Origin of the sequence: Janibacter sp. DB-40, assembly GCF_029510815.1 — a bacterium.
In the GTDB taxonomy this organism is placed as follows: domain Bacteria; phylum Actinomycetota; class Actinomycetes; order Actinomycetales; family Dermatophilaceae; genus Janibacter.
Window position 1 is genome coordinate 807116 of record NZ_CP120360.1, and the last position, 20578, is coordinate 827693.

At 68.2% G+C, this 20578-nt stretch carries 15 protein-coding genes; 11 read left to right on the forward strand and 4 right to left on the reverse strand.

The annotated features are described in order from the left end of the window. Positions 1-3 precede the first annotated feature (3 nt). The gene (locus PVE36_RS03965) at positions 4-2028 is read right to left on the reverse strand and encodes a hypothetical protein (RefSeq protein ID WP_277454715.1); all 2025 of its coding nucleotides are present in this window, start codon (positions 2026-2028) and stop codon (positions 4-6) included. Positions 2029-2280: 252 nt separating this feature from the next. Between PVE36_RS03965 and PVE36_RS03970 the strand changes: the two genes are divergently transcribed. The 3 genes from PVE36_RS03970 to PVE36_RS03980 all read left to right on the forward strand — a co-directional run bounded on the left by PVE36_RS03970 (position 2281) and on the right by PVE36_RS03980 (position 5635). Next, positions 2281-3441 (forward strand): NADP-dependent malic enzyme, encoded by a 1161-nt coding sequence (locus tag PVE36_RS03970; protein ID WP_277454716.1) that lies wholly within the window; start codon positions 2281-2283, stop codon positions 3439-3441. A 120-nt stretch (positions 3442-3561) separates the two neighbouring features. After that, positions 3562-5013: a DUF4038 domain-containing protein gene (locus PVE36_RS03975; protein ID WP_277454717.1), complete on the forward strand. Its 1452-nt coding sequence runs from the start codon at positions 3562-3564 to the stop codon at positions 5011-5013. A 160-nt stretch (positions 5014-5173) separates the two neighbouring features. Further along, on the forward strand, positions 5174-5635 hold the full coding sequence (locus PVE36_RS03980) for an Hsp20/alpha crystallin family protein (protein WP_277454718.1): 462 nt from the start codon (positions 5174-5176) through the stop codon (positions 5633-5635). Between the two features lie 81 nt (positions 5636-5716). Here the strand turns inward: PVE36_RS03980 and PVE36_RS03985 are convergent, their stop codons facing one another. From PVE36_RS03985 to cysC, 3 genes are read right to left on the reverse strand one after another with little or no spacing between them, the layout of a single operon-like run. Next, positions 5717-6463: a 3'(2'),5'-bisphosphate nucleotidase CysQ gene (locus tag PVE36_RS03985; protein ID WP_277454719.1), complete on the reverse strand. Its 747-nt coding sequence runs from the start codon at positions 6461-6463 to the stop codon at positions 5717-5719. After that, the gene (locus PVE36_RS03990) at positions 6456-7433 is read right to left on the reverse strand and encodes a sulfite exporter TauE/SafE family protein (RefSeq protein ID WP_277454720.1); all 978 of its coding nucleotides are present in this window, start codon (positions 7431-7433) and stop codon (positions 6456-6458) included. The genes PVE36_RS03985 and PVE36_RS03990 overlap by 8 nt, the downstream gene beginning before the upstream one ends. Further along, the gene (gene cysC / locus PVE36_RS03995; protein ID WP_277454721.1) at positions 7421-8638 is read right to left on the reverse strand and encodes an adenylyl-sulfate kinase; all 1218 of its coding nucleotides are present in this window, start codon (positions 8636-8638) and stop codon (positions 7421-7423) included. Before cysC ends, PVE36_RS03990 begins: the two co-directional genes overlap by 13 nt. 136 nt (positions 8639-8774) lie before the next feature. Here cysC and cysD point away from each other — a divergent pair, with 136 nt between their 5' ends. From cysD to PVE36_RS04035, 8 genes are all read left to right on the forward strand, one after another. Then, complete coding sequence (cysD, locus tag PVE36_RS04000; RefSeq protein WP_277454722.1) at positions 8775-9686, forward strand: sulfate adenylyltransferase subunit CysD; 912 nt, start codon at positions 8775-8777, stop codon at positions 9684-9686. A gap of 14 nt (positions 9687-9700) precedes the next feature. After that, positions 9701-10945: a GTP-binding protein gene (locus tag PVE36_RS04005; RefSeq protein WP_277455754.1), complete on the forward strand. Its 1245-nt coding sequence runs from the start codon at positions 9701-9703 to the stop codon at positions 10943-10945. A 38-nt stretch (positions 10946-10983) separates the two neighbouring features. Continuing rightward, a complete protein-coding gene (locus PVE36_RS04010; RefSeq protein ID WP_277454723.1) occupies positions 10984-12240 on the forward strand; it encodes a nucleotide sugar dehydrogenase in 1257 nt (418 codons plus the stop codon). 45 nt (positions 12241-12285) lie between these two features. Then, the gene (wecB, locus tag PVE36_RS04015; RefSeq protein WP_277454724.1) at positions 12286-13368 is read left to right on the forward strand and encodes a UDP-N-acetylglucosamine 2-epimerase (non-hydrolyzing); all 1083 of its coding nucleotides are present in this window, start codon (positions 12286-12288) and stop codon (positions 13366-13368) included. Between the two features lie 110 nt (positions 13369-13478). Continuing rightward, positions 13479-16454, forward strand: coding sequence for a glycosyltransferase (locus tag PVE36_RS04020; RefSeq protein WP_277454726.1), 2976 nt, complete (start codon positions 13479-13481; stop codon positions 16452-16454). After that, the gene (locus tag PVE36_RS04025) at positions 16451-17341 is read left to right on the forward strand and encodes an ABC transporter permease (protein WP_277454728.1); all 891 of its coding nucleotides are present in this window, start codon (positions 16451-16453) and stop codon (positions 17339-17341) included. Before PVE36_RS04020 ends, PVE36_RS04025 begins: the two co-directional genes overlap by 4 nt. Continuing rightward, positions 17334-18212: an ABC transporter ATP-binding protein gene (locus tag PVE36_RS04030; RefSeq protein WP_277454730.1), complete on the forward strand. Its 879-nt coding sequence runs from the start codon at positions 17334-17336 to the stop codon at positions 18210-18212. The genes PVE36_RS04025 and PVE36_RS04030 overlap by 8 nt, the downstream gene beginning before the upstream one ends. A 62-nt stretch (positions 18213-18274) precedes the next feature. Then, positions 18275-20491: a DUF6270 domain-containing protein gene (locus PVE36_RS04035; protein WP_277454731.1), complete on the forward strand. Its 2217-nt coding sequence runs from the start codon at positions 18275-18277 to the stop codon at positions 20489-20491. Positions 20492-20578 lie beyond the last annotated feature (87 nt).

Consider the following 20578-nt stretch of genomic DNA (forward strand, 5'->3'; position numbering starts at 1 on the left):
CGGTTACCGGATTAGCTTGCTGTACGTGACCGCCGAGCCGCTGACGTAGCCGGTGCGGAGGGCACCGACCCGGGCCTTGATCCTCTTCCCCCGGTCGATCCGCTTGACCGTGTACGTCTTGGCGGTCGCCCCCGTGATCGGGTTGCCGTTGCGGTACCACCGGTAGCGGTAGCTCGAGGGCTTCGGGGTCCATGCCCCGACCCTGGCGGTCAGGGTCCGCCCCACAGCGGGCGTCCCGCTGATGTACGGACGGGTCGTTAAGTGGATCGGGATGCCGACGCGGTAGGAGGTGGAGGACTTGTTCTTGTACCCGGCACGCTTGGCCGTGACCCTCACCTTGAGGTAGCGGCCGGCATCGGCGGTCTTCGGTGTGTAGGTGCGCGCGGTGGCTCCCGTGATCGCGACACCATTGCGGAACCACCGGTAGCCGTAGGACGTCGGGGTCGGGGACCAGGAGCCGTTCGAGGTGGTGAGCAGCTTGCCGACCCCCCGCGTGCCGGTGATCTTCGGCACCGCCGTGTTGGTGAAGAGGCGCAGCGTCGCGTTGTACGAGATCGTCACGACCGCCTGGCTGCTGCTCGTCGAGACCGTCGTGACCTTGACGCGGCCGTCGTGGCTGGAGAAGGTCTTGCCGGCGGTCAGGACCCCGTTGGCGTCCGGCGCCGAGTTGGGTGTCGGGTCGAGCAGCACGCTCGCTCCGGAGAGGCCGTTGTAGCGCAGGATGCGCACCCCCGGCACCGCCGCGGTGGGGGTGTAGGCATCGCGCCCGGAGGCGGTGCGGTACTCCACGTAGTAGGTCGTCCCGGTGATCGAGTTGGTCACCTTCGCTGCGCGGATGCCGGCGCGACCTGACAGCGGCTTGAGGGTGACGGAGGTGGTTCCCGCGCCGACGGTCACGGCGGCGACGCTCTCGAGGGTCCCGACCTTCAGTGCCTGCGGCGTGGACAGCATCGCTGCCGAGCTCGGTCCGGAGTAGCTCATGACGTCGAAGCCGTCCTCGTACTCGTACTCGGTGCAGTCCGAGGGCCACCAGTCGTCGACGAGCCGGGAGTCGGTGCGTCCGGCGCACACCAGCCAGTTGGCGTGGCCGAAGGACATGTTGTGCCCGAGCTCGTGGGCGAGCACCGGCCAGGCGGTGTCGGAGACGGAGAGCATGCCCCCGTCGTTGGGCCCGGACCCGAGGGTGCCGTACCCGTACCCGCACCCGGCGCCCGTCGCCGACCGGGGGAAGTTGAGCACGAGGCTGGCGTTGTCCACCCAGGACCACCCGAGGCGGTCGGCGGCCTCACTCCAGTAGTCGAAGGGGCTCGCGGTCGAGCAGCTGTGCACGGAGGTGTACTGGGCTCGCATCGTCGGGGCGCCGATCTGCAGCGTCGAGCGGGAGTTGTCCTGCCAGTACGAGTCGGTCGAGGCCACCTGCCCGGTCGCGGTCGCGCTCGTCACGGGCTCGCGGGTCAGGCCCTTCGGCGTGACGGCGACGTAGGTGATCGTGCGCGTCGCGGGGGTGTAGGTCGCGGCGGCCGGCGCCGCGGCCGCGACGACCTCGGTCACCTCCAGCTCCGGGGAGTCGGGGGCCAGGGCCGCGGCGGCCGTGGCCCGGCCCAGCGCGGACCCGAGGGGCGAAGGGGTGTCGTCCGAGGCCGCGTCGACGTCACCGGGGTCGAGCTCGTGGGTGCTGGGGGTGCCCACGGGACCGGGGATGCGCAGGGTGCGGCCGTCCTCGGCGGCGTCGACGACCTGCTGTGGCACGGCGACGTCGAGGCTGACCCGGCTGCCGGGCAGGATCGTGTCCAGGGTCTCGCCGGAGACCGGGAGCACCCGGTCGTCGACCCGCACGGCGTGCCACTGGCGCTCGCCGCGGCGCTCGACCGCGGTGCTGAGCAGGTCACCGGAGACCCGGATCCGCGCGTCGGTGGCGGTGGATGCCTCGGGTGCGGCGGGTGTTGCCGACTGGGCCGGCGCGGAGGCCAGCAGTGCCCCGACGAGGGACGTGGCGACGAGGCTCGCGAAGGCGGTTGACCGGCGCATGGCGCGCTCCCGGGGTGTGAGACCTGGATAGGAAACAGGGAGCGTGCGGGGACGAGCGCTCGACGTTGAGAGAAGAGTAGTCCTGTCGTCCTCGTGCACGCCACATGCCTACGGGACACCGGCGTGGTCATGCGCCGAACGGTCCCCGCACGTGTGGGATGATTGCCAGCGGCTCACCAGCCGCCCACCGTGACCACACCCGGTCGCCCCAGGGCGTTCTTGATCCTTTCGATTCTCCGAGGTTTGTCTGCCGTGTCTGCGTCCGAGCCCACCACCACCCACGACCTCACTGCCCCGCAGTTCGTCGCCCACGAGGGCGGCAAGGTCGAGGTACGGGCGACGAAGCCGCTCGAGGGGCAGGAGGACCTCTCCCTCCTCTACACGCCCGGTGTGGCCGACGTCTGCCTGGCGATCGAGGAGGACCCCTCCCTCTCGCGCCGCTTCACCGCCCGCAACAACACCGTCGCGGTCATCACCGACGGCACCGCGGTGCTCGGCCTGGGTGACATCGGCCCGCTCGCGGCGATGCCGGTCATGGAGGGCAAGGCCGTCCTCTTCAAGCACTTCGCCGGCGTCGACGCCATCCCGGTGTGCCTGGAGTCCGGGTCGGTCGACGACCTCGTCGACACCATCGCCCGCATGGCGCCCAGTTTCGGCGGCATCAACCTCGAGGACATCTCGGCGCCGCGGTGCTTCGACCTGGAGCGGCGGCTGCGCGAGCGGCTGGAGATCCCCGTCTTCCACGACGACCAGCACGGCACCGCGATCGTCGTGCTCGCCGGCCTGATCAACGCCTGCCGCGTCGTCGAGCGCACCATCGGCTCGCTCAGCGTCGTCGTCGGCGGTGCCGGCGCGGCCGGTGTCGCGGTGACCCAGCTGCTGCAGCTGGCCGGCGTCACCGACATCGTCGTGTGCGACTCCCGCGGCATCATCGGCAAGCACCGCCACGACCTGGTCACCCACAAGGAGATGCTCGCCGCGACGACGAATGTCTCCGGCAAGACCGGCACGATGGCCGACGCGCTCAAGGGCGCCGACGTCTACATCGGCGTCTCCGGGGGCACCGTCCCCGAGGAGCAGGTCGCGTCGATGGCCGAGGGGCCGATGATCTTCGCGCTGGCCAACCCCACGCCCGAGGTCCACCCGGACATCGCGCACAAGTACGCCTCGATCGTGGCCACGGGTCGCAGCGACTTCCCGAACCAGATCAACAACGTGCTCGCCTTCCCCGGCATCTTCCGCGGGGCGCTCGACGCCGGTGGTGTGCAGATCAGCGAGGAGATGAAGCTCGCCGCCGCGCGCGCCATCGCCGACCTCGTCGAGGAGCCGACCGCCGACTGCATCGTGCCTCCCGTCTTCCAGGAGGGCGTTGCCGAGGCCGTCGCCGCCGCCGTGGCGGCCCACGCCAACTGACCCCCGGGCCACACCCCGGCCCCATGTCGGCCCCCCTTCGGTTCAGGGCGAAGGGGGGTCGTCTTGGGGCCGGGGCGTGCACCGCCCCGCAGGGAGCACCGGGAGCAGTAATCTTGACTCGTGCTGCGGTACCTGATCGTGGCGGCGGCTGTGCTGGCCCTCGTGGCCACGGCCGTGGTCGTTCTTCGGCCCGGTGACGGGGGCAGTGGCCCGCCGCCGGCTGCCGGGCAGCGCCCGCCGAGCGAGCCGACGACCGGGCAGCGCACACCGAGCGAACAGGTCACCGGGCAGCGCGCACCAACCAGTGACAGTGGTGAGCGCTTCGTCTGGTCGGTCAGCGACGACCGTCGCCATCTCGTCGACCAGCACGGCGATCCCGTCCTCGTGCGCGGGGACTCGCCGTGGTCGTTGATGACGGACCTGACCCCGGACGAGGCGGAGACCTACTTCGCTGACCGTGGGGACAGGGACGTCAACGCGGTGATCGTCTCCCTGCTCGGGGCCGTCGCCAACGGCGCGCCGCACGACGACGGCTCGACGGTGGACGGGTTGGCCCCCTTCGTCGAAGGGGATGTCACCGAGTGGAGTCCGGACTACTGGGGCCGGGCCCACGACTACGTCGCTCGTGCCGAGCGGCACGGGATCACGGTGATGCTCTACCCCATCGACTCGTGGGTCTGGGGCAAGGCCTTCACCCCTGACGGGATGCAGCAGTGCCGGACGTACGGGCGGCAGGTCGCCGAGCACTTCGCCGACCTGCCGAACATCGTGTGGATGGCCGGCGGCGACTACTACCCGGCGAGCGACGCGCCGGGTGAGATCGACCGGTGTGTGGCGGCGGTGCGTGAGGGGATGCGTGACGTCGGCGATCAGCGTCCCTTCACCATGCAGCTCGGCGCGGCCGGCCCGGTCGTCACGACCGACCACCCGTGGTGGCGCCGGGGCGTGGACTGGAACTTCGTCTACACCTACGACCCGACCCACGCGGCCGTGGCACGGGCGTACAGCCACCAACCGCCGGTGCCGACGCTGCTGGGGGAGGCGAACTACGAGCGGGAGAACAACCAGGGCAACCAGCCGACCACGAGCGAGACCCTGCGCCGGCAGGTGGCCTGGGCGCTGACCAGCGGTGCGGTGGGGGACTTCTACGGCTCGTCCGACTGGGGGTTCGCCCCGGGTTGGCAGGAGCGCCTGGGCTCGCCGGGGCTGGCGGACGTGGGGCACGTGCGGGATGTCTTCGCCGGTGTGGAGTGGTGGCGGTTGGTGCCGGATGCGAAGGGGGCATTCCTCACCGGTGGCAGGGGAGAGGCGTGGGAGCGCGGCGACGTCCTCGACAGCGATCTCGCGACCGCGACGATCGCGCCCGACGGCTCGGTCGCGGTGGTCTACGTGCCGACCCAGCGCACGATCACCATCGAGACCGGTGCGCTCGCGGACGACGTGTCGGCCTCGTGGGTGGACCCGTCGACGGGGCAGACGCAGCCCGCCGGAGTGCAGCCGCAGTACCGGACGCCGGGGCAGAACGGGGACGGTGACGGGGACTGGCTTCTCGTCTTCACCTCTCCCGGATGACCGGTTGGTGCTCGCCGAGCACCCCCCAACAACACCTCAAAAAGCCATCACGAAGTACTTGGCACTCTCAAGGCGAGAGTGCTAAATTTCTGCTGTCGGTACAGGGAGGCGCCACCCCCGCGGGGCGGTGGGTGGCCCACATTGTTGGAGGTGACCTTTGATGATGCGCACTGATGGATTCAACGAGCTGGATGCCTTGGCCCAGGGGTTGCTGGGTGGGCGCTCGACGCCGCGATCGCCGCAGTTCATGCCGGTCGACGTCTACCGCATGGAGGACCAGTACGTGGTCCACGCGGACCTGCCGGGCATGGACCCGGGCAGCATCGACGTCAACATGGGACGTGGCGTGCTGACACTGACCGCGCACCGCACGGCGCCGCCGGAGGAGCGCGTGCAGTGGCTGACCAGTGAGCGGTTCTCGGGCAGCTACCGCCGCCAGATCACCTTCGGGGACGACATCGACCCCGACCAGGTCAAGGCGAACTACGACAACGGGGTGCTGACGGTGACCCTGCCGCTGAACTCGCGTGCAATGCCCCGCCAGATCTCCGTCGAGAGCAAGGGGGCCGAGCCCATGGAGGTGTCTGCCTCCAGCAGCGAGCAGCAGCGGATCGACAGCTGAGTCCGGGCCCCGAGGCAGAGCGGCCCCGCCGAGATGGCGGGGCCGCTCTGTGTGTGTCGGCGCCGGGACGAAGGGGGTCGCTCAGTCCTCGACCGCGCGGATCCCCTTCAGGACGGTCTCGGCGACCTCCGGGCGGCAGACGACGAGGTCGGGCAGGTAGGGGTTTTCGTTGTTGTAGACCAGCTCCGAGCCGTCGATGCGGCTGGTGTGGAGGCCGTGGGCGCGGGCCACGGCGACCGGTGCCGCGGAGTCCCACTCGTACTGGCCGCCGGCGTGCACATAGGCGTCGGCGATGCCGTCGAGGACGGACATGGCCTTCACCCCGGCCGAGCCCATCTCGACGAGGTCGGCGCCGAGGTGGTCGGCCAGTCGGGTGACGAACTCCGGCGGCCGGCTCCGGCTCACGGCGAGGCGAAGGGGGTCGCCCGCCGCCCCCTTCGCCGGCTCGCTCTCGGCGCTCGAGTAGGTCACGCCCCGGGCCGGGCGGCCCACCGCCCCGGCGACGAGCTCGCCGTCCTGCCACAGGGCGACGTGCACCGCCCAGTCGTCCCGCTCGGCCTCGCTGAACTCGCGGGTGCCGTCCAGCGGGTCGACGATCCACACCCGCTGCGCGGACAGCCGTGCGTGGTCGTCGGCACCCTCCTCGGACAGCACGGCGTCGTCGGGGCGGGCCGTGGCCAGCTCGGCCATGAGGAAGTCGTGCGAGACCCGATCGCCGATGTCCTTCAGCTCCTTCGGGTCGGTGCCCGCGTGCTCCTCACGGGTGCGCAGCAGCAGCCCGCCGGCTGCCGTCGCCAGCTCGGCGGCGAGGGTGTGGTCGTCAGTCATTGGTGTGTCCTTGTCGTTGCTTGAGTCGTTCCGCGGCGGCCTGCAGGCCTTCCTCACGGGTGCTGGGGAAGGGGGGAAGTCCGTGCGCCCTGCGCACCGCGCCCCACACGATGGGTCCGAGCACCAGCAGTGACGCTCCGACGATCCCGACCCACACCGGGGGCAGGCCCAGCATGCCCAGCCCGGTCAGCGACAGCACGATCGCGATGCCGCGGCGCACGACGTTCTGCTGCACCCACGAGGCCAGCCGCGCACCGAGGTAGGTGCCGGGGGCGCCGCCGATGATCAGCGGCAGCAGGATGGACCAGTCGACGCCCTCGTAGATGACGTGACCGATGGCTGCGGCGATCACGAGGGGGATGGCCTGCACGAGGTCGGTGCCCACCAGCCGGTTGGGAGCCAGCCGGGGGTAGAGCATGAGCAGGGCGACCATGATCAGCGAGCCGGACCCGACACTGGTCAGGCCGACGAGGAGGCCGCCCAGGGCGCCGACGATGATCGTGGGGACGACCCGCAGCGTGGGGTTGTCGTCGGTGTAGGGGGTGCCTCCCTCGCTGGCGACCTGGATGTTGTGGCGCATGTTGAGCAGGGTCCGCAGGACATAGGTGGCCGCTGCCAGCAGCAGCGCGACACCGATGGCCATCTTCACGAAGGACTGCTGCTCCTCGGGGGAGCCGACCTGGTTGATCAGCCACCCTCCCGCCGCGGCCGTGGGGACCGACCCCAGGACGAGCAGCCCGGCGAGCTTCACGTCGGGGGAGCCGTGCTTGAGGTGCGCTGCCGCGCCGACGGTCTTGTTGACGGCGGCGGCGACGAGGTCGTTGGCCACGGCGGTGGTCGGCGGGATGCCGAGGAAGATCAGCGCCGGGGTCATCAGGGCGCCACCGCCCATACCCGTCAGGCCGATGACGATGCCGACGGTGAAGGCGACGAACAGCAGGGAGGCGATGTCCCCCATCAGATCGTCCACTCCGGCTGGGTCGGGTCGGCGAGGTGGCCGCGCTCACGCAGCAGGTCGAGCACGCGGTCGCGGGCCTCGTCGATGCTGATCGAGGAGGTGTCGAGGTCGAGATCGGCGTCCGTGGGCGCCTCGTAGGGGGCACTCACACCGGTGAAGTCCTTGATCTCTCCTGCCTGCGCCTTGGCGTACAGGCCCTTGCGGTCACGCCGGGCGCACTCCTCGACCGGGGTGCTGACATGGATCAGGACGAAGTCGCCGCCGCGATCGGTCGCCATCGCCCGCACGGCCTTGCGGGTGGAGTCGTAGGGCGCGATGGGGGAGCAAATCGCCGCGCCCCCGTGGTAGGCGATCTCGGCCGCGACCCAGCCGATGCGCCGGATGTTGGTCTCGCGGTCCTCGGGGGAGAAGGTCAGCCCCGCCGAGAGGTGCCGACGCACGACATCGCCGTCGAGGATCGAGACGGGGCGGCCGTCCTCCTCCAGGATCGCCTCGCGCACCGCACGGGCCACCGTCGACTTGCCCGAGCCGGACAGCCCGGTGAAGAAGAGGACGAGTCCACCGGACTCACCGGTCCGGTCCATCGTGCGCGTACCGGGCAGCCGGGTGGTGTGGGTGCCGAGCCAGGCGACGGCACCGGGGGCGTAGGCGGAGACCACCTCGTCCTGCAGCTCGGGGTCGGTCGCGGCGATCCTCGGGTCGAGCGGGACGGCGACGACACGCGCGTCCGTCAGGCCCTTGGCGACCTCGAGGCTGCGGCGCAGGAGATTGACCCCGCGGGTGTAGGGCGACATCGTCGGGCCGCACAGGACGAGCAGCAGGACGGGCCGGCCAGTGCTGATGTTGCGGATCTCGGTGATGTCGTTCCGGTTCAGGCGTCGGTCGACGACGACCGTCAGCGTCTCCTCGGTCGCGGTCGCGCGCACCTGGGCGGGGGAGAGGTAGAGGCGCTCGTAGGGCCGGGGGGAACCGTTGCCCAGCCACTCCGGCGTCCCCGTCGGTCCCTCGTCGCCGATCTGCTCCGGCGAGAACCGGGCGATCGGGACACCCTCGGGGTCCACGATCTCCAGCCCGTCGCGCTGCGCCGCTCGACGGACGTCGTCGTCGATCGCGAGCGCCGGTCCCGTCGAGGCGGAGGCCCCCACCCTGAGCCGCTCGAGGGCATCGAGCTGGTCGAAGGGGGGACAGTACTGCTGGGCGCGGGCGGATCCGGTCACGTCACGGATTGTGACAGGTCGACACCCCACCATGTCCAAGTGACTCGCTGGGAGATGAATGCCGGGCCAGCGCGTCGACACGGTGCTCGACGGGTATGGTTGGCCGCGATCCGTGTCCCCTGCCGTGAGAGAGACGATGTCCACGCATGCCGACTACCGGCTGAGTCATCTGGACCAGCTCGAGGCCGAGTCCATCCACATCTTCCGTGAGGTCGCGGCCGAGTTCGAGAAGCCGGTGCTGATGTTCTCCGGCGGCAAGGACTCCATCGTGATGCTCCGCCTGGCGGAGAAGGCGTTCTACCCGGCGCGGGTGCCCTTCCCGGTGCTGCAGGTGGCCACGGGGTACGACTTCCCCGAGGTGCTGGCTACGCGCGACCGCTGGGTGGAGCGGCTCGGGGTGCGCCTGCACGAGGCGTCGGTGGAGCAGGCCATCGCCGACGGCGTCGTCGTCGACGATGGCAAGACCCCACGCAACCGCCTGCAGATCGGCACCCTGCTGCACGCCATCGAGTCCGAGGGCTACACCGCCGCCTTCGGCGGCGGCCGTCGCGATGAGGAGAAGGCGCGGGCCAAGGAGCGGGTCTTCTCCCACCGCGACGACTTCGGCCAGTGGGACCCGAAGAACCAGCGCCCGGAGCTGTGGACGCTCTACAACGGTCAGCTGCACGAGGGCGAGCACATGCGTGTCTTCCCGCTGAGCAACTGGACCGAGCTGGACATCTGGCACTACATCGCCCGCGAGGACATCGACATCCCCTCGATCTACTACGCACACAAGCGACGCGTCTTCGAGCGGGGCGGGATGCTCTTCACCGAGAGCGAGTACAACCCCTGCCGCGAGGGCGAGACCGTCACCGAGCGCACCGTGCGCTTCCGCACCGTCGGCGACCTGACTCTGACCGGCTGCCTGGAGTCCGAAGCAGACACCGTGGAGAAGGTCATCGAGGAGGTGGCCGCCTCGCGCGTGACCGAGCGTGGCGCCACCCGTGGCGATGACAAGTTCTCCGAGGCCGCGATGGAAGACCGCAAGAAGCTGGGGTATTTCTGATGATGGACGACCGTATGGACATGCTCCGCTTCGCGACGGCCGGCTCCGTCGACGACGGCAAGTCGACCCTGATCGGGCGACTGCTGCTCGACAGCAAGGCGATCTTCGAGGACCAGATGGAGTCCGTCGAGAAGACGAGCAAGGACAAGGGCTTCGACTACACCGACCTCGCGCTCCTGACCGACGGGCTGCGGTCCGAGCGCGAGCAGGGCATCACGATCGATGTGGCCTACCGCTACTTCGCGACGCCGAAGCGCAAGTTCATCATCGCCGACACCCCGGGGCACGTGCAGTACACCCGCAACATGGTCACCGGGGCGTCGACCTCCGACCTCGGTCTGGTCCTCGTGGACGCGCGGCACGGGCTGACCGAGCAGTCGCGTCGGCACGCGGTGCTGCTGTCGCTGCTGCGGGTGCCGCACCTGGTGCTCGCGGTGAACAAGATGGACCTGGTCGACTACTCCGAAGAGGTCTACAACCGGATCTACAAGGAGTTCACCGCCTTCGCCGGCAAGCTGAACATCCCGGACCTGGCCGTGATCCCGATCTCGGCGCTGCAGGGCGACAACGTCGTCAACCGCAGTGAGAACATGCCCTGGTACCAGGGCACCAGCCTGTTGCACCACTTGGAGAACGTGCACATCGCCTCCGACCGCGACCTGCGGGATGTCCGCTTCCCGGTGCAGTACGTGATCCGCCCGAAGTCGGACGAGTTCCACGACTACCGCGGATATGCCGGCCAGGTGGCCGGTGGCGTGCTCAAGCCAGGCGACGAGGTCGTGGTCCTGCCCAGCGGAATGACGAGCACGATCGAGGGGATCGACCTGCACGAGGAGAAGCTCGACGAGGCGTACCCGCCCATGTCGGTGACCGTGCGCCTGCGGGACGACCTCGACGTCAGCCGTGGCGACATGATCGCCCGGGTGAACAACCAGCCTGAGCCGATCCAAGACATCGACGCGATGATCTGCTGGATGTCGCCGACCCCGATGCGGCCCAAGCAGAAGCTCGCGATCAAGCACACTACGAAGACGGCCCGCACCATCATCAAGGAGGTGCAGTACCGCCTCGACGTGAACTCGCTGCACCGCGACCCGGACGCCGGTGAGCTGATGCTCAATGAGATCGGACGGGTGAAGTTGCGGTCAGCGCAGCCGTTGCTGGTCGACCCCTACGAGCAGAACCGCACGACTGGGTCGTTCATCCTCATTGATGAGGCAACGGGCGTCACCGTCGGCGCAGGAATGATCAACGCGTAGTGGCACCCGCTGCTGCAGCTCAATTGGAACGGAGAAGCATGGCTGACGTCGCGATCATGGGGCAGGGATATGTTGGCCTGCCCTTGGCGTACGAAGCGAGCAAGGTGGGCACACAGGTCCTCGGTTTCGACATCAGCCAAGGCATCGTCGATGCCCTCAATTCCGGGACGTCCCACATCGACGACCTCTCCGACGAGGACATCCGGAGCATGGTGGATGCGGGCTATCAGGCCACCTGCGATGCCGGACGTCTCGCCGAGGCCTCGACGATCGTCATCTGCGTACCGACGCCCCTCTCCGAGGACGGCGGCCCCGATCTCGGGCCGATCAACGCCGCCGTGCACACCGTGTCAGAGCACCTTCGCTCCGGCCAGACGGTCATTCTCGAGTCCACGACGTACCCGGGTACCACGGACGAGGTGGTTCGTCCGGTGCTCGAGCAGGGTGGCCTGGTCGCGGGGAAGGACTTCCACCTCGCCTTCTCACCGGAGCGCATCGATCCGGGCAACGAAAAGTTCGGCGCCAAGAACACTCCCAAGGTCGTCGGTGGACACACCCCGGCGTGCGCCGACGCGGCGGCGGCCTTCTATGGCTCCTTCGTCGACACGGTGGTGCGCGCCAAGGGGACCCGCGAGGCCGAGACCGCAAAGTTGCTGGAGAACACCTACCGGCACATCAACATCGCCCTGGTGAACGAGATGGCGCGCTTCTGCCACGATCTGGGCATCGACCTGTGGGACGTGATCGCGGCCGCGAAGACGAAGCCGTTCGGCTTCCAAGCGTTCTATCCGGGCCCGGGCGTCGGTGGACACTGCATCCCGATCGATCCCAATTATCTCTCCCACAGCGTCCGGTCGAAGCTGGGCTACCCCTTCCGTTTCGTCGAGCTGGCCCAAGAGATCAATGCGACGATGCCTGCGTACATCGTCCAGCGTGTCTATGACCTCCTCAATGAGGACTGCAAACCTTTGCGCGGGTCCACGGTGCTCCTGCTCGGTGTCACGTACAAGCCGAACATTGCCGACCAACGCGAGTCGCCGGCCGTGCCGCTGGCGCAGCAACTCATCGCGAAGGGGGCCGACGTGAGGTTTTTCGACCCCAAGGTGTTGGAGTGGTCCGCAGTGCCGGAGGCGCGCCGTGTTGACAGCGTCGAGACGGCAGTGACCGAGGCCGACCTGACCATCCTCGTGCAGAATCACCGGTCATTCGATGTCGACGCCCTTGCTCTCAAGGCGCAACGGTTCTTCGACACTCGAGGCGTGGCGGCCGATGGTGACAAGGTGCAGCGCCTCTAGGCCTCTGCGTCCCGCACCATTTCGATTGCAAGGAGTTCGACACCTGTGACACCTCTTGTCCTGCACGTGACCGGTGCGCGTCCCAACTTCCCCAAGGCGGCACCGGTGCTGGAGGGGCTCGCGGCGTATGACGTGGAGCAACTCCTGGTGCACACGGGTCAGCACTACGACGACAAGATGTCCGAGATCTTCTTCCGGCAGCTGGGTATCCCGAAGCCGGACGTGAACCTCGGCGTGGGCTCCGGCGCCCACGGAGCCCAGACCGCGAAGGTGATGGAGGCCCTGGAGGCCCTGTTCACGGAGCGTCGTCCCGATCTCGTGGTGGTCTACGGGGATGTGAACTCCACTGTCGCCGCGGCGCTCGTGGCATCGAAGATGGGCATCACCTTCGCCCACGTCGAAGCGGGCCTGCGTTCCTTCGACATGACGATGCCCGAGGAGATCAACCGTCTGGTCACCGACCGACTCTCCGATCTGCTGCTGACCACGAGCACGGATGCGATCGGCCACCTGGGCAACGAGGGCACCGACCCGGACAAGATTCACTTCGTGGGCAACCCGATGATCGACACGTTGCTGAAGAACAGGCACCGCTTCGACGCCGACGCCGTGGGCAAAGACGTCGGTATCGAGGGTGACTACATCGTGGCCACCCTGCATCGCCCGGGAAACGTCGACGACCCGGAGGATGTCAAGGAGCTTGTCGCGGCTATGCATGCCGTGGCAGACCAAGCCCAGATCGTGATCCCGCTGCACCCCCGCGGGCGTGCGCGCTTGGAGCAGGCGGGCTTCCTCGACCACGACAGGATTCGCGTGATCGAGCCGCTCGGTTACATCGAGTTCATGGGCTTGGTGCGCGGCGCCGCTGCGGTCGTGACCGACTCGGGCGGCGTCCAGGAGGAGACGACGATCCTCGGCGTGCCCTGCTTGACGCTGCGGCCCAACACGGAGCGTCCGGTGACGATCACGCACGGGACCAATCAACTCGTCGACCGTCACACACTCGTCGAGCGAGCCCGTCACGTCCTCGCTACCGGGCCCTTGGCGGAGTGGGACACTCCGCCACTGTGGGATGGCCACGCCGGTGCTCGCATCGCCAAGGTGCTCGCCTCGTCGGTCGGCGCGTGACGCAAGTGACCCACGCCTGAGCGCGTTGATTGACATCCGTGCGTCAGTGGCCATGTCGGGACGTTGACCATTATCAGGCACAATGCGGGCATGGCGATTGAGGCGGGGCAATGCGCGTTCTGCTCCTGACCCATCACTACGAGCCGGAGATGGGGGCTCCTCAGCAACGCTGGGCCAGCCTTGTCGAGCGCATCGTCGGTGCTGGCCACTCCGTCGCCGTCATCGCTCCGTCCCCTCATTACCCAACCGGTCGGGTGTGGGCCGAGGCCGCGCATCTCGAGGCGGGCACGGTGCATGCCGGAGAGCGCGGGGAGGTGGTGCACCGGGTGGCTTACCGCGAGACCGACGGACGTGTGTGGTCCCTGCTGTGCGACCAACTCGTCGGTGCAGCGCACTCCGTCTGGGTTGCAGGACGGTTCCGCGGTGCCTCACGGCCTGACATCATCATCGTCACGGTGCCGGCCCTTCCGTCGATCGTGGCAGGCGCCGTGGTCTCGCAGGTCCTCCACCGCCCCCTTGCTCTGGAGATGCGGGACGCCTGGCCCGACCTCTTGGCGGTGATAGACCGCTGGGATGGCCATGTTCCCGCTCAGCAGAGGCGGCTCAAGCGCGTGCTTGCGGCCGTCGCTGCGGTGGGTATCAGCGTCCTCCAACGACGTGCTTCCGTCGTCATCACGACGACTCACTCCTTCGCGGAGAAGTTGCGGGAGCGACGGTTCAGGCACGTCCGGGTCGTGCGCAATGCGGCTCACCCGTTCGACGACTGCACCGCGGACGTGGCTCCGGTCAGGGCGAAGGGAGAGCTGCGGGTCATCTACATCGGCACCGTTGGCCGTGCCCAGGGTCTGGAGATGGCAGTGGAGGCGGTCCGCATCGCCCGGGCGAGGGGGGTGGACGTCCAGTTGCGTGTGGTCGGTGGAGGGGCAGGTCGCGCCCGGGTGGCTGACGCAGCCGGGCGGGCTGGGGTCCAGGTCGACATGCGCAACCCGGTGCCGCGGTCGGAGGTTCCCAGCCACTACGCGTGGGCGGATACAGCTCTGGTGATGCTTCGCGACTGGCCGGGTCTGCGTCTGACCATCCCGTCGAAGATCTACGAGCTCATGGCCGCCGGCATCCACATCAGTGCCAGCGTCAGCGGCGAGGCGGCAGACGTCGTCCGCGACGCCGGCGCCGGAGATGTCACCCCCGCCGGTGACGCCGAGGCCTTGGCCGATCTCTGGGTGCGACTGGCTACTGGGGAGGCTCCGGTGGAGCCGTCCGAGCGTGCGGCGGAGTGGGTCGCCACCCATGCGATCCAAGAGGTTGCCGGTGAACAGTACCTGGCCCTGCTGGGGGACCTGAACCTCGTGGTCGGCGAACGTGACCAGAGCGCGCTGGACCGAGCCCGAAACGTCGGAAGGAACCTGCAGCTCATGGCCTCGACAGCGTTCGAGCGCGTGAGCGAAGACCCCGTCACCTTTGCGCTGCTCGTCATGCGTAGGCTCCCGGGGACGACGCGAACCCGGATCGCGGGCGGCCTTGCGAAGGTCGACCGCTGGCCAACGATCGCGGCACTGGGCCACGTCTTGGCCGATAGGCGTGACCGAGCACGGGAGGCGCTCGGCGGGTCGCGGCCCTCGAGGCTCGCCGATGAGCTCGAACTCGTGACCGGGGGGACCTCTCGGCGGCCAGGTCTATTGCAGGCCCGGTCGCTGTGGGCCGCGGGTGAGATCACGGGCGCAATCGCCGAGCTGGAGCAGCGCCCGGGACGCGGTGAGCGGCAGTACGCCACTCGCCTGCGGTCGGAGCTGGCGCTCCTCCAACCGGGGACCTCGGTCTCGCCGCCCGACCCCCCAGGTGAACGCAACCGGAGCCGCAGGCGCAGTGTGCTGCATGTCCTGACGAACTCGCTGCCGCACACATCCTCCGGATACGCCCTGCGCAGCCACTCGATCTTGCAGGCGCAGCGAGCCGCGGGGATCGCCGCCCGCGGGATGACACGGCCCGGATACCCCGTGACCATCGGTGTCGCGGGGGCACCGCAGACGTCCTACGTCGACGGCATCCCTTACCACCGAATCCTGCGTGGCCGACTGCCCAAGACGATCGAGGGGCGGATCGAGCTGTGGGCCCAGGAACTGGTTCGGCTGGGTGGCCTCAGCGGCACCGAGGTATTGCACGCCACGACTCACTACCCCAATGCGCTCGCCGCCCAGGCCGCGGCCCGCTCATTGGGGATCCCATGGGTGTACGAGGTGCGTGGCCAGCTGGAGAAGACGTGGGCCACGTCCCGACCAGGAAGTGGGGCCGAGGCAGCGCTGTCAAGCGAGCGTTATCGCATGTGGTCGGCACGCGAGATCGAGATGGCATGTGCCGCTGATGCGGTGGTCACGCTGTCCGAGTCATTGCGGAACGACCTCGTGGAGCGGGGGGTCCCCGGCGACCGCATCACGATCGTGCCCAACGCGGTCGACCCGACCCTGCTCGTCGACGCGCCCCCGGCGGATCAAGCGCGCAGTCGACTGCACCTACCCCGCGAGGGGACATGGGTGGGCACCGTTTCGTCCATCGTGGGCTACGAAGGGCTGGACGTGCTCGTCGACGCGGTGGCTCGGGCCCGGGCCGCGGGAGCGGACGTCCGAGCCGCGATCGTCGGTGATGGCGTCGCTCGTCCCGCCCTCGTCGAGCAGGTGCAGCGCCTCGGCCTCGAAGGCGTCGTGGTGCTGCCCGGCCGCGTCTCGAGGCGGGAGGCGCGCCTGTGGCACCAGGCTCTGGATGTGTTCGTCGTTCCCCGGCATGACTTCGAGGTGACCCGGTCGGTCACCCCGCTGAAGCCGATCGAGGCCATGGCAGTCGGCCGACCTGTGATCGCGAGTGATCTACCGGCCCTCGCCGAGATCGTTCGCGCTCCGGGTAGCGGCCTACTTGTTCGGGCCGGGGACGCGGAAGCCTTGGCGGTCGAGTTGGTCCGCTTGGCTGAGGACGAGGCATTGCGGGCCGAGTTGGGGAGGCATGGGAGGATCTTCGCCGAGACGCGCACATGGGGCGCGCTAACCCAGCGATACGTGAGCCTGTACGACAGCGTGATCCGGAAGGAACGTCGATGAGCAGCGCGGTTGACGACGCTCGCGGCACTGCTACGCCGGTTACCAGATACGTTGATGCCAGGCGTTTGCACCCGGTGGGTCGGCGCCCTTGGCTTGGACGGTACCTCCATGATCTGTGGCGACGCCGTGCCTTCATCATCGCGGACTCACGGGCGAAGACGATCACCACGAATCGGGACATGCTCTTGGGGAACGTGTGGCTGATCGGTCGACCACTCCTCGATGGAGCCACCTATTTCATCATCTTCGGCCTGCTCTTCGGGGCACGCGACGGGATCGAGAACTTCGTCGGCTACTTGCTCATCGGGATCTTCCTTTTCGGCTACACCTCTCGTTCGCTGACCTCAGGGATCTCCTCGATCCCTGGTGGCAAGAACCTCATCCGCACGTTCTCGTTCCCGCGTGCCGTTGTGCCGCTCGCGACCTGGCTGCGGGAGAGCTTCTCGACGATCCCCACGGTGCTGACGATGCTCGTGTTGATCCTCGCCATCCCGCCGCACGCCCCGATCACGGTCTGGTGGCTGCTCTTTCCTGCCGTCCTTCTGCTACAGACGATGTTCAACGTCGGACTCGTGCTCTATGCCTCGCGGTTTGGTGCTGCCGTGCCCGACAGCAAGGTTGTCGCCGGCTTTTTCAGCCGGATCTGGATGTACGGCTCCGGTGTGATGTTCTCCATCGAGAGGCTCAGCGAGGGGCACCCCGCCGCCATGGCGATCTCGGAGCTGAATCCCCTGTACTGCGTACTTCAGCTCGCGCGAGCGAACCTGCTCTACTCATCGCCAGGGGACCCAAAGCTCTGGGCAGTCCTGGCGACGTGGGCGCTGGTGACTCCCATCTTCGGCTTTCTCTACTTCTGGCATGGCGAGGAGCACTACGGCCGTGAGTGATCCCGCGACCCCTGATGCAATCATCGACGACACCAGCGTCGCCGTCCGCAGACTGAGAATGACCTACCGGGTCATCGCCGATGAGGAGGACGGTGGGCGGCGCTGGTCTCCGTGGCGTCGCACCGTCCGTGTGCACGCGCTCAAGGACGTCAGCTTCGTGGCCCGGCAGGGGGAGATCGTCGGTGTATTGGGGGCCAATGGCTCGGGCAAGTCGACCCTGTTGCGCATCATCGCGGGCTTGGAGCCTCCCACGTCCGGGACGGTTCTCGCCACGAGCACACCGACCTTCCTCGGGGTCAATGCTGCCCTGCAGCCGGACCTGCCGGGGACGACGAATGTGCAGCTCGGCCTGCTGGCCATGGGGCTGACTCCGGCGCAGGCCCGAGCGGCGCATGACGACGTCATCCAGCTGGCTGCTCTGGGAGCGGCCATCCACCGCCCCATGAAGACATACTCCTCCGGTATGGGAAGCCGACTGCGTTTCGCCATCGCCGCTGCGGCTCGCCCAGACATACTCCTGATCGATGAGGCACTGGCTACGGGTGATGCTGCCACGAAGACGCGCAGCGAGGAGCGGATGAATCAGATCCGTGAGGACGCCGGGACGATCTTCTTGGTCTCCCACGCAGCCCAGATGATCGAGGAGATGTGCACCCGCGCGATCTGGCTGCATGAGGGCGAGATCATCTGCGACGGGCCTGCCCGGACGACCGCTCGGGCATATCGCTGGTGGGCTTGGTGCATCGCCCAGGGTGAGGAGGACAAGGCGGCGACGGTCCTCGAGGACGTTGTCAGCAAGTACACCCCTGTAGATGTACAGCTCACGCCCACTCGGCGCAGTCGCCCTGATATGAAGAGGGCGAGGAGTTGACCCTTCCTGTGCTCGCTGATGGTTGGACCCCGGCCGGGGCCGATTACTCACGCTTCGCGTCGGTGAGAGCATGGGAGAGCGTCCAGGACTTCCTTGCCGGATCGCTACTGGAGGTCGGCGTCGACATCATCCGCCTGCCCTCAGGTGACCACCTCGACGTGCTCGTGGGCGGAGAGGGAGACCTCGAGGGAGGATGTCTTCCCGTCTTCTTTTCCGGGGCATTGCGGGGGCGCCAAGAGATTGTGCCTCCGGTCTTCTCCGGCGCCAACCTCAGCCGGGTGGTCGGCGGGCGGTACCTCGCGTTGAGCGACTCTCTCGTAGCGGCGGAGGACGAGCTCACGCTGGGATGGTATGGGGGGCGGGCGGGTGACGGCGCCCAAGAGGTGATCGCCGCAATCCTCGAGCACGCGCACCGAATCTTCGCGTATGAGCCCTTGCTGGTTGGCGGATCCGGGGGCGGATACGCCGTTCTCGACCAGCTGCGACGAGCTCGAGTGCCCACGGCTGGCTTGGTGTGGAACCCTCAGACCGACGTCTTGGGCTATCTGCCGCAGTCCGTGGAGCAGTACCTCACACGGGCACTCGCATTGACTCTGGGGGAGTATCGAGCGATGCCCGAAGTCCACCGCCGGGCGCGGGCCACAGAGGCCGGGATCGATCTCAGCGTTGTCGGTTCGACGGGTAGCCCGGTGGCCACGAGGCTGCTCGTTCTCCAGAACGCCACTGATACACACGTGGCTCACCACATGGGCCCCTACCTCGACCAGAGTACCCTGACCGAGGGTCAGGACGGGTTGTGGTCACGACCCGGAGAGGCGTGGCTGATCTCTGACATGGGTTCTGGTCATGATCCTCCTTCACGGGACACCTTGGAGGAGGCGTTGAGAAGGATGTGCCACCCCGGCGTCGATCCGATCGAGGTGGCGCGCGAACTTCGACGCAGCCAATTGGCGCCCACCCCCGATCGACAGATTCTCCCGGTGGATCTCAGAGGCACCGTCGACGACCCCTTCTCCGTCATGGATGTGCGTGGTACTCAGGATGAGTGCGGCATGGTCCGGCTGTGGATGGACCGATCTGAGGGCCTCCCCGAGACGACAGAGGTCGAGGTCGACCTGAGCGCTCCGTCGGGAGCGTGGCCCCGCCCGATCACCGATAGAGGACTCGCATTCCTCTCCCAGGATACGGACGTGATCTCGGTGCGCGCACGGGACGCGTTCGGTCACGCGCTCGGCGAGACCTCGCTCCGCCTGGGTCGAGGGCACGAGCACCCCAGGGTGTTGATCGTGGGCAGTTGTGTATCCCGGGACGTCATTCCTTTCGCGCATCCCGAGCCGCTGATCGTGGGGTACGAGGCGAGGCAGAGCCTGATCAGCGCCTTCTCCGCTGCGGGGCCGGTCCCGGCCGAGGTGGCTGGGCTAAGCAGTGCCTTCCAGCGTCGGATGCTGGAGGCTGATCACGGCAGCACGCTCCCGGACCGCGTTCGCGACCTGGCCTCCTCGGCGGACCTGCTGGTGTGGGACATCGTCGACGAGCGACTCGGGGTCCGCGTCCATGACGATGGCACGATCACGACCGACACCGTGGAGCGGCGGGCGCTTCGCGGTGACGGCGCTGTCCGCAGCGGAACTCGTCACGTCCCCTTCGGTTCCCATGAACATCGCGCGCTCTTCCGCGCGGCGCTGGAGAACTGGCGCGAGCTACTCGAGGAGACGGGCCTGCTGCGCAGGACCGTGCTGCTGGCGCCGCCGTGGGCGATGAGGACCACGTCAGGATCCCCCACCCAGCCCAGTTTCGGCGTCAGTGCCGAAGAGGGGAACGCTGTGTCTGCGCACTACCTCGAGCTGATCCACGAGGTGGTCGGGGTCGACGTCGTGGGCGTGGATGTCGCTACGAGGGCGGGCGAATCGCACCGTTGGGGGCCGGCGCCGTTTCACTTCGATGAGGCGACGGAGTCAGCGCTGGCGAAGGAGGTCGTTGCGCGCATGCCCGGAGCGCCCGACCTTGGTGGCTTGACCCGTTCAATGAGCGGCGCATCCGTGTCGGTGGGGCCAGGATTCGAAGGGTCACTGGTCGTGGTAACCGCTCTGCCAGCCGGTGCCAAGGTCGCGTATCACCTGTTTCGCGGCGGCACTCGTGTATCTATGCAGGGGTACGGCCCACAGCGTCCGCACACGTTCTGGCGTCTCGGGCCAGGGAGCTACCGCGTTCGGGCGTTCGTTCTCCACCCCGACGGACGGCGAGAGGCGGTCACATCGGTGCCAGTCACCATCGCCTGATTGGCGTGCGCCACAACAGTGCGCGGAACTGATAAATGCGGGTCCTGGCCCTGCAGGATGAGGTACCCAAGTCCATGCCACTGCTGA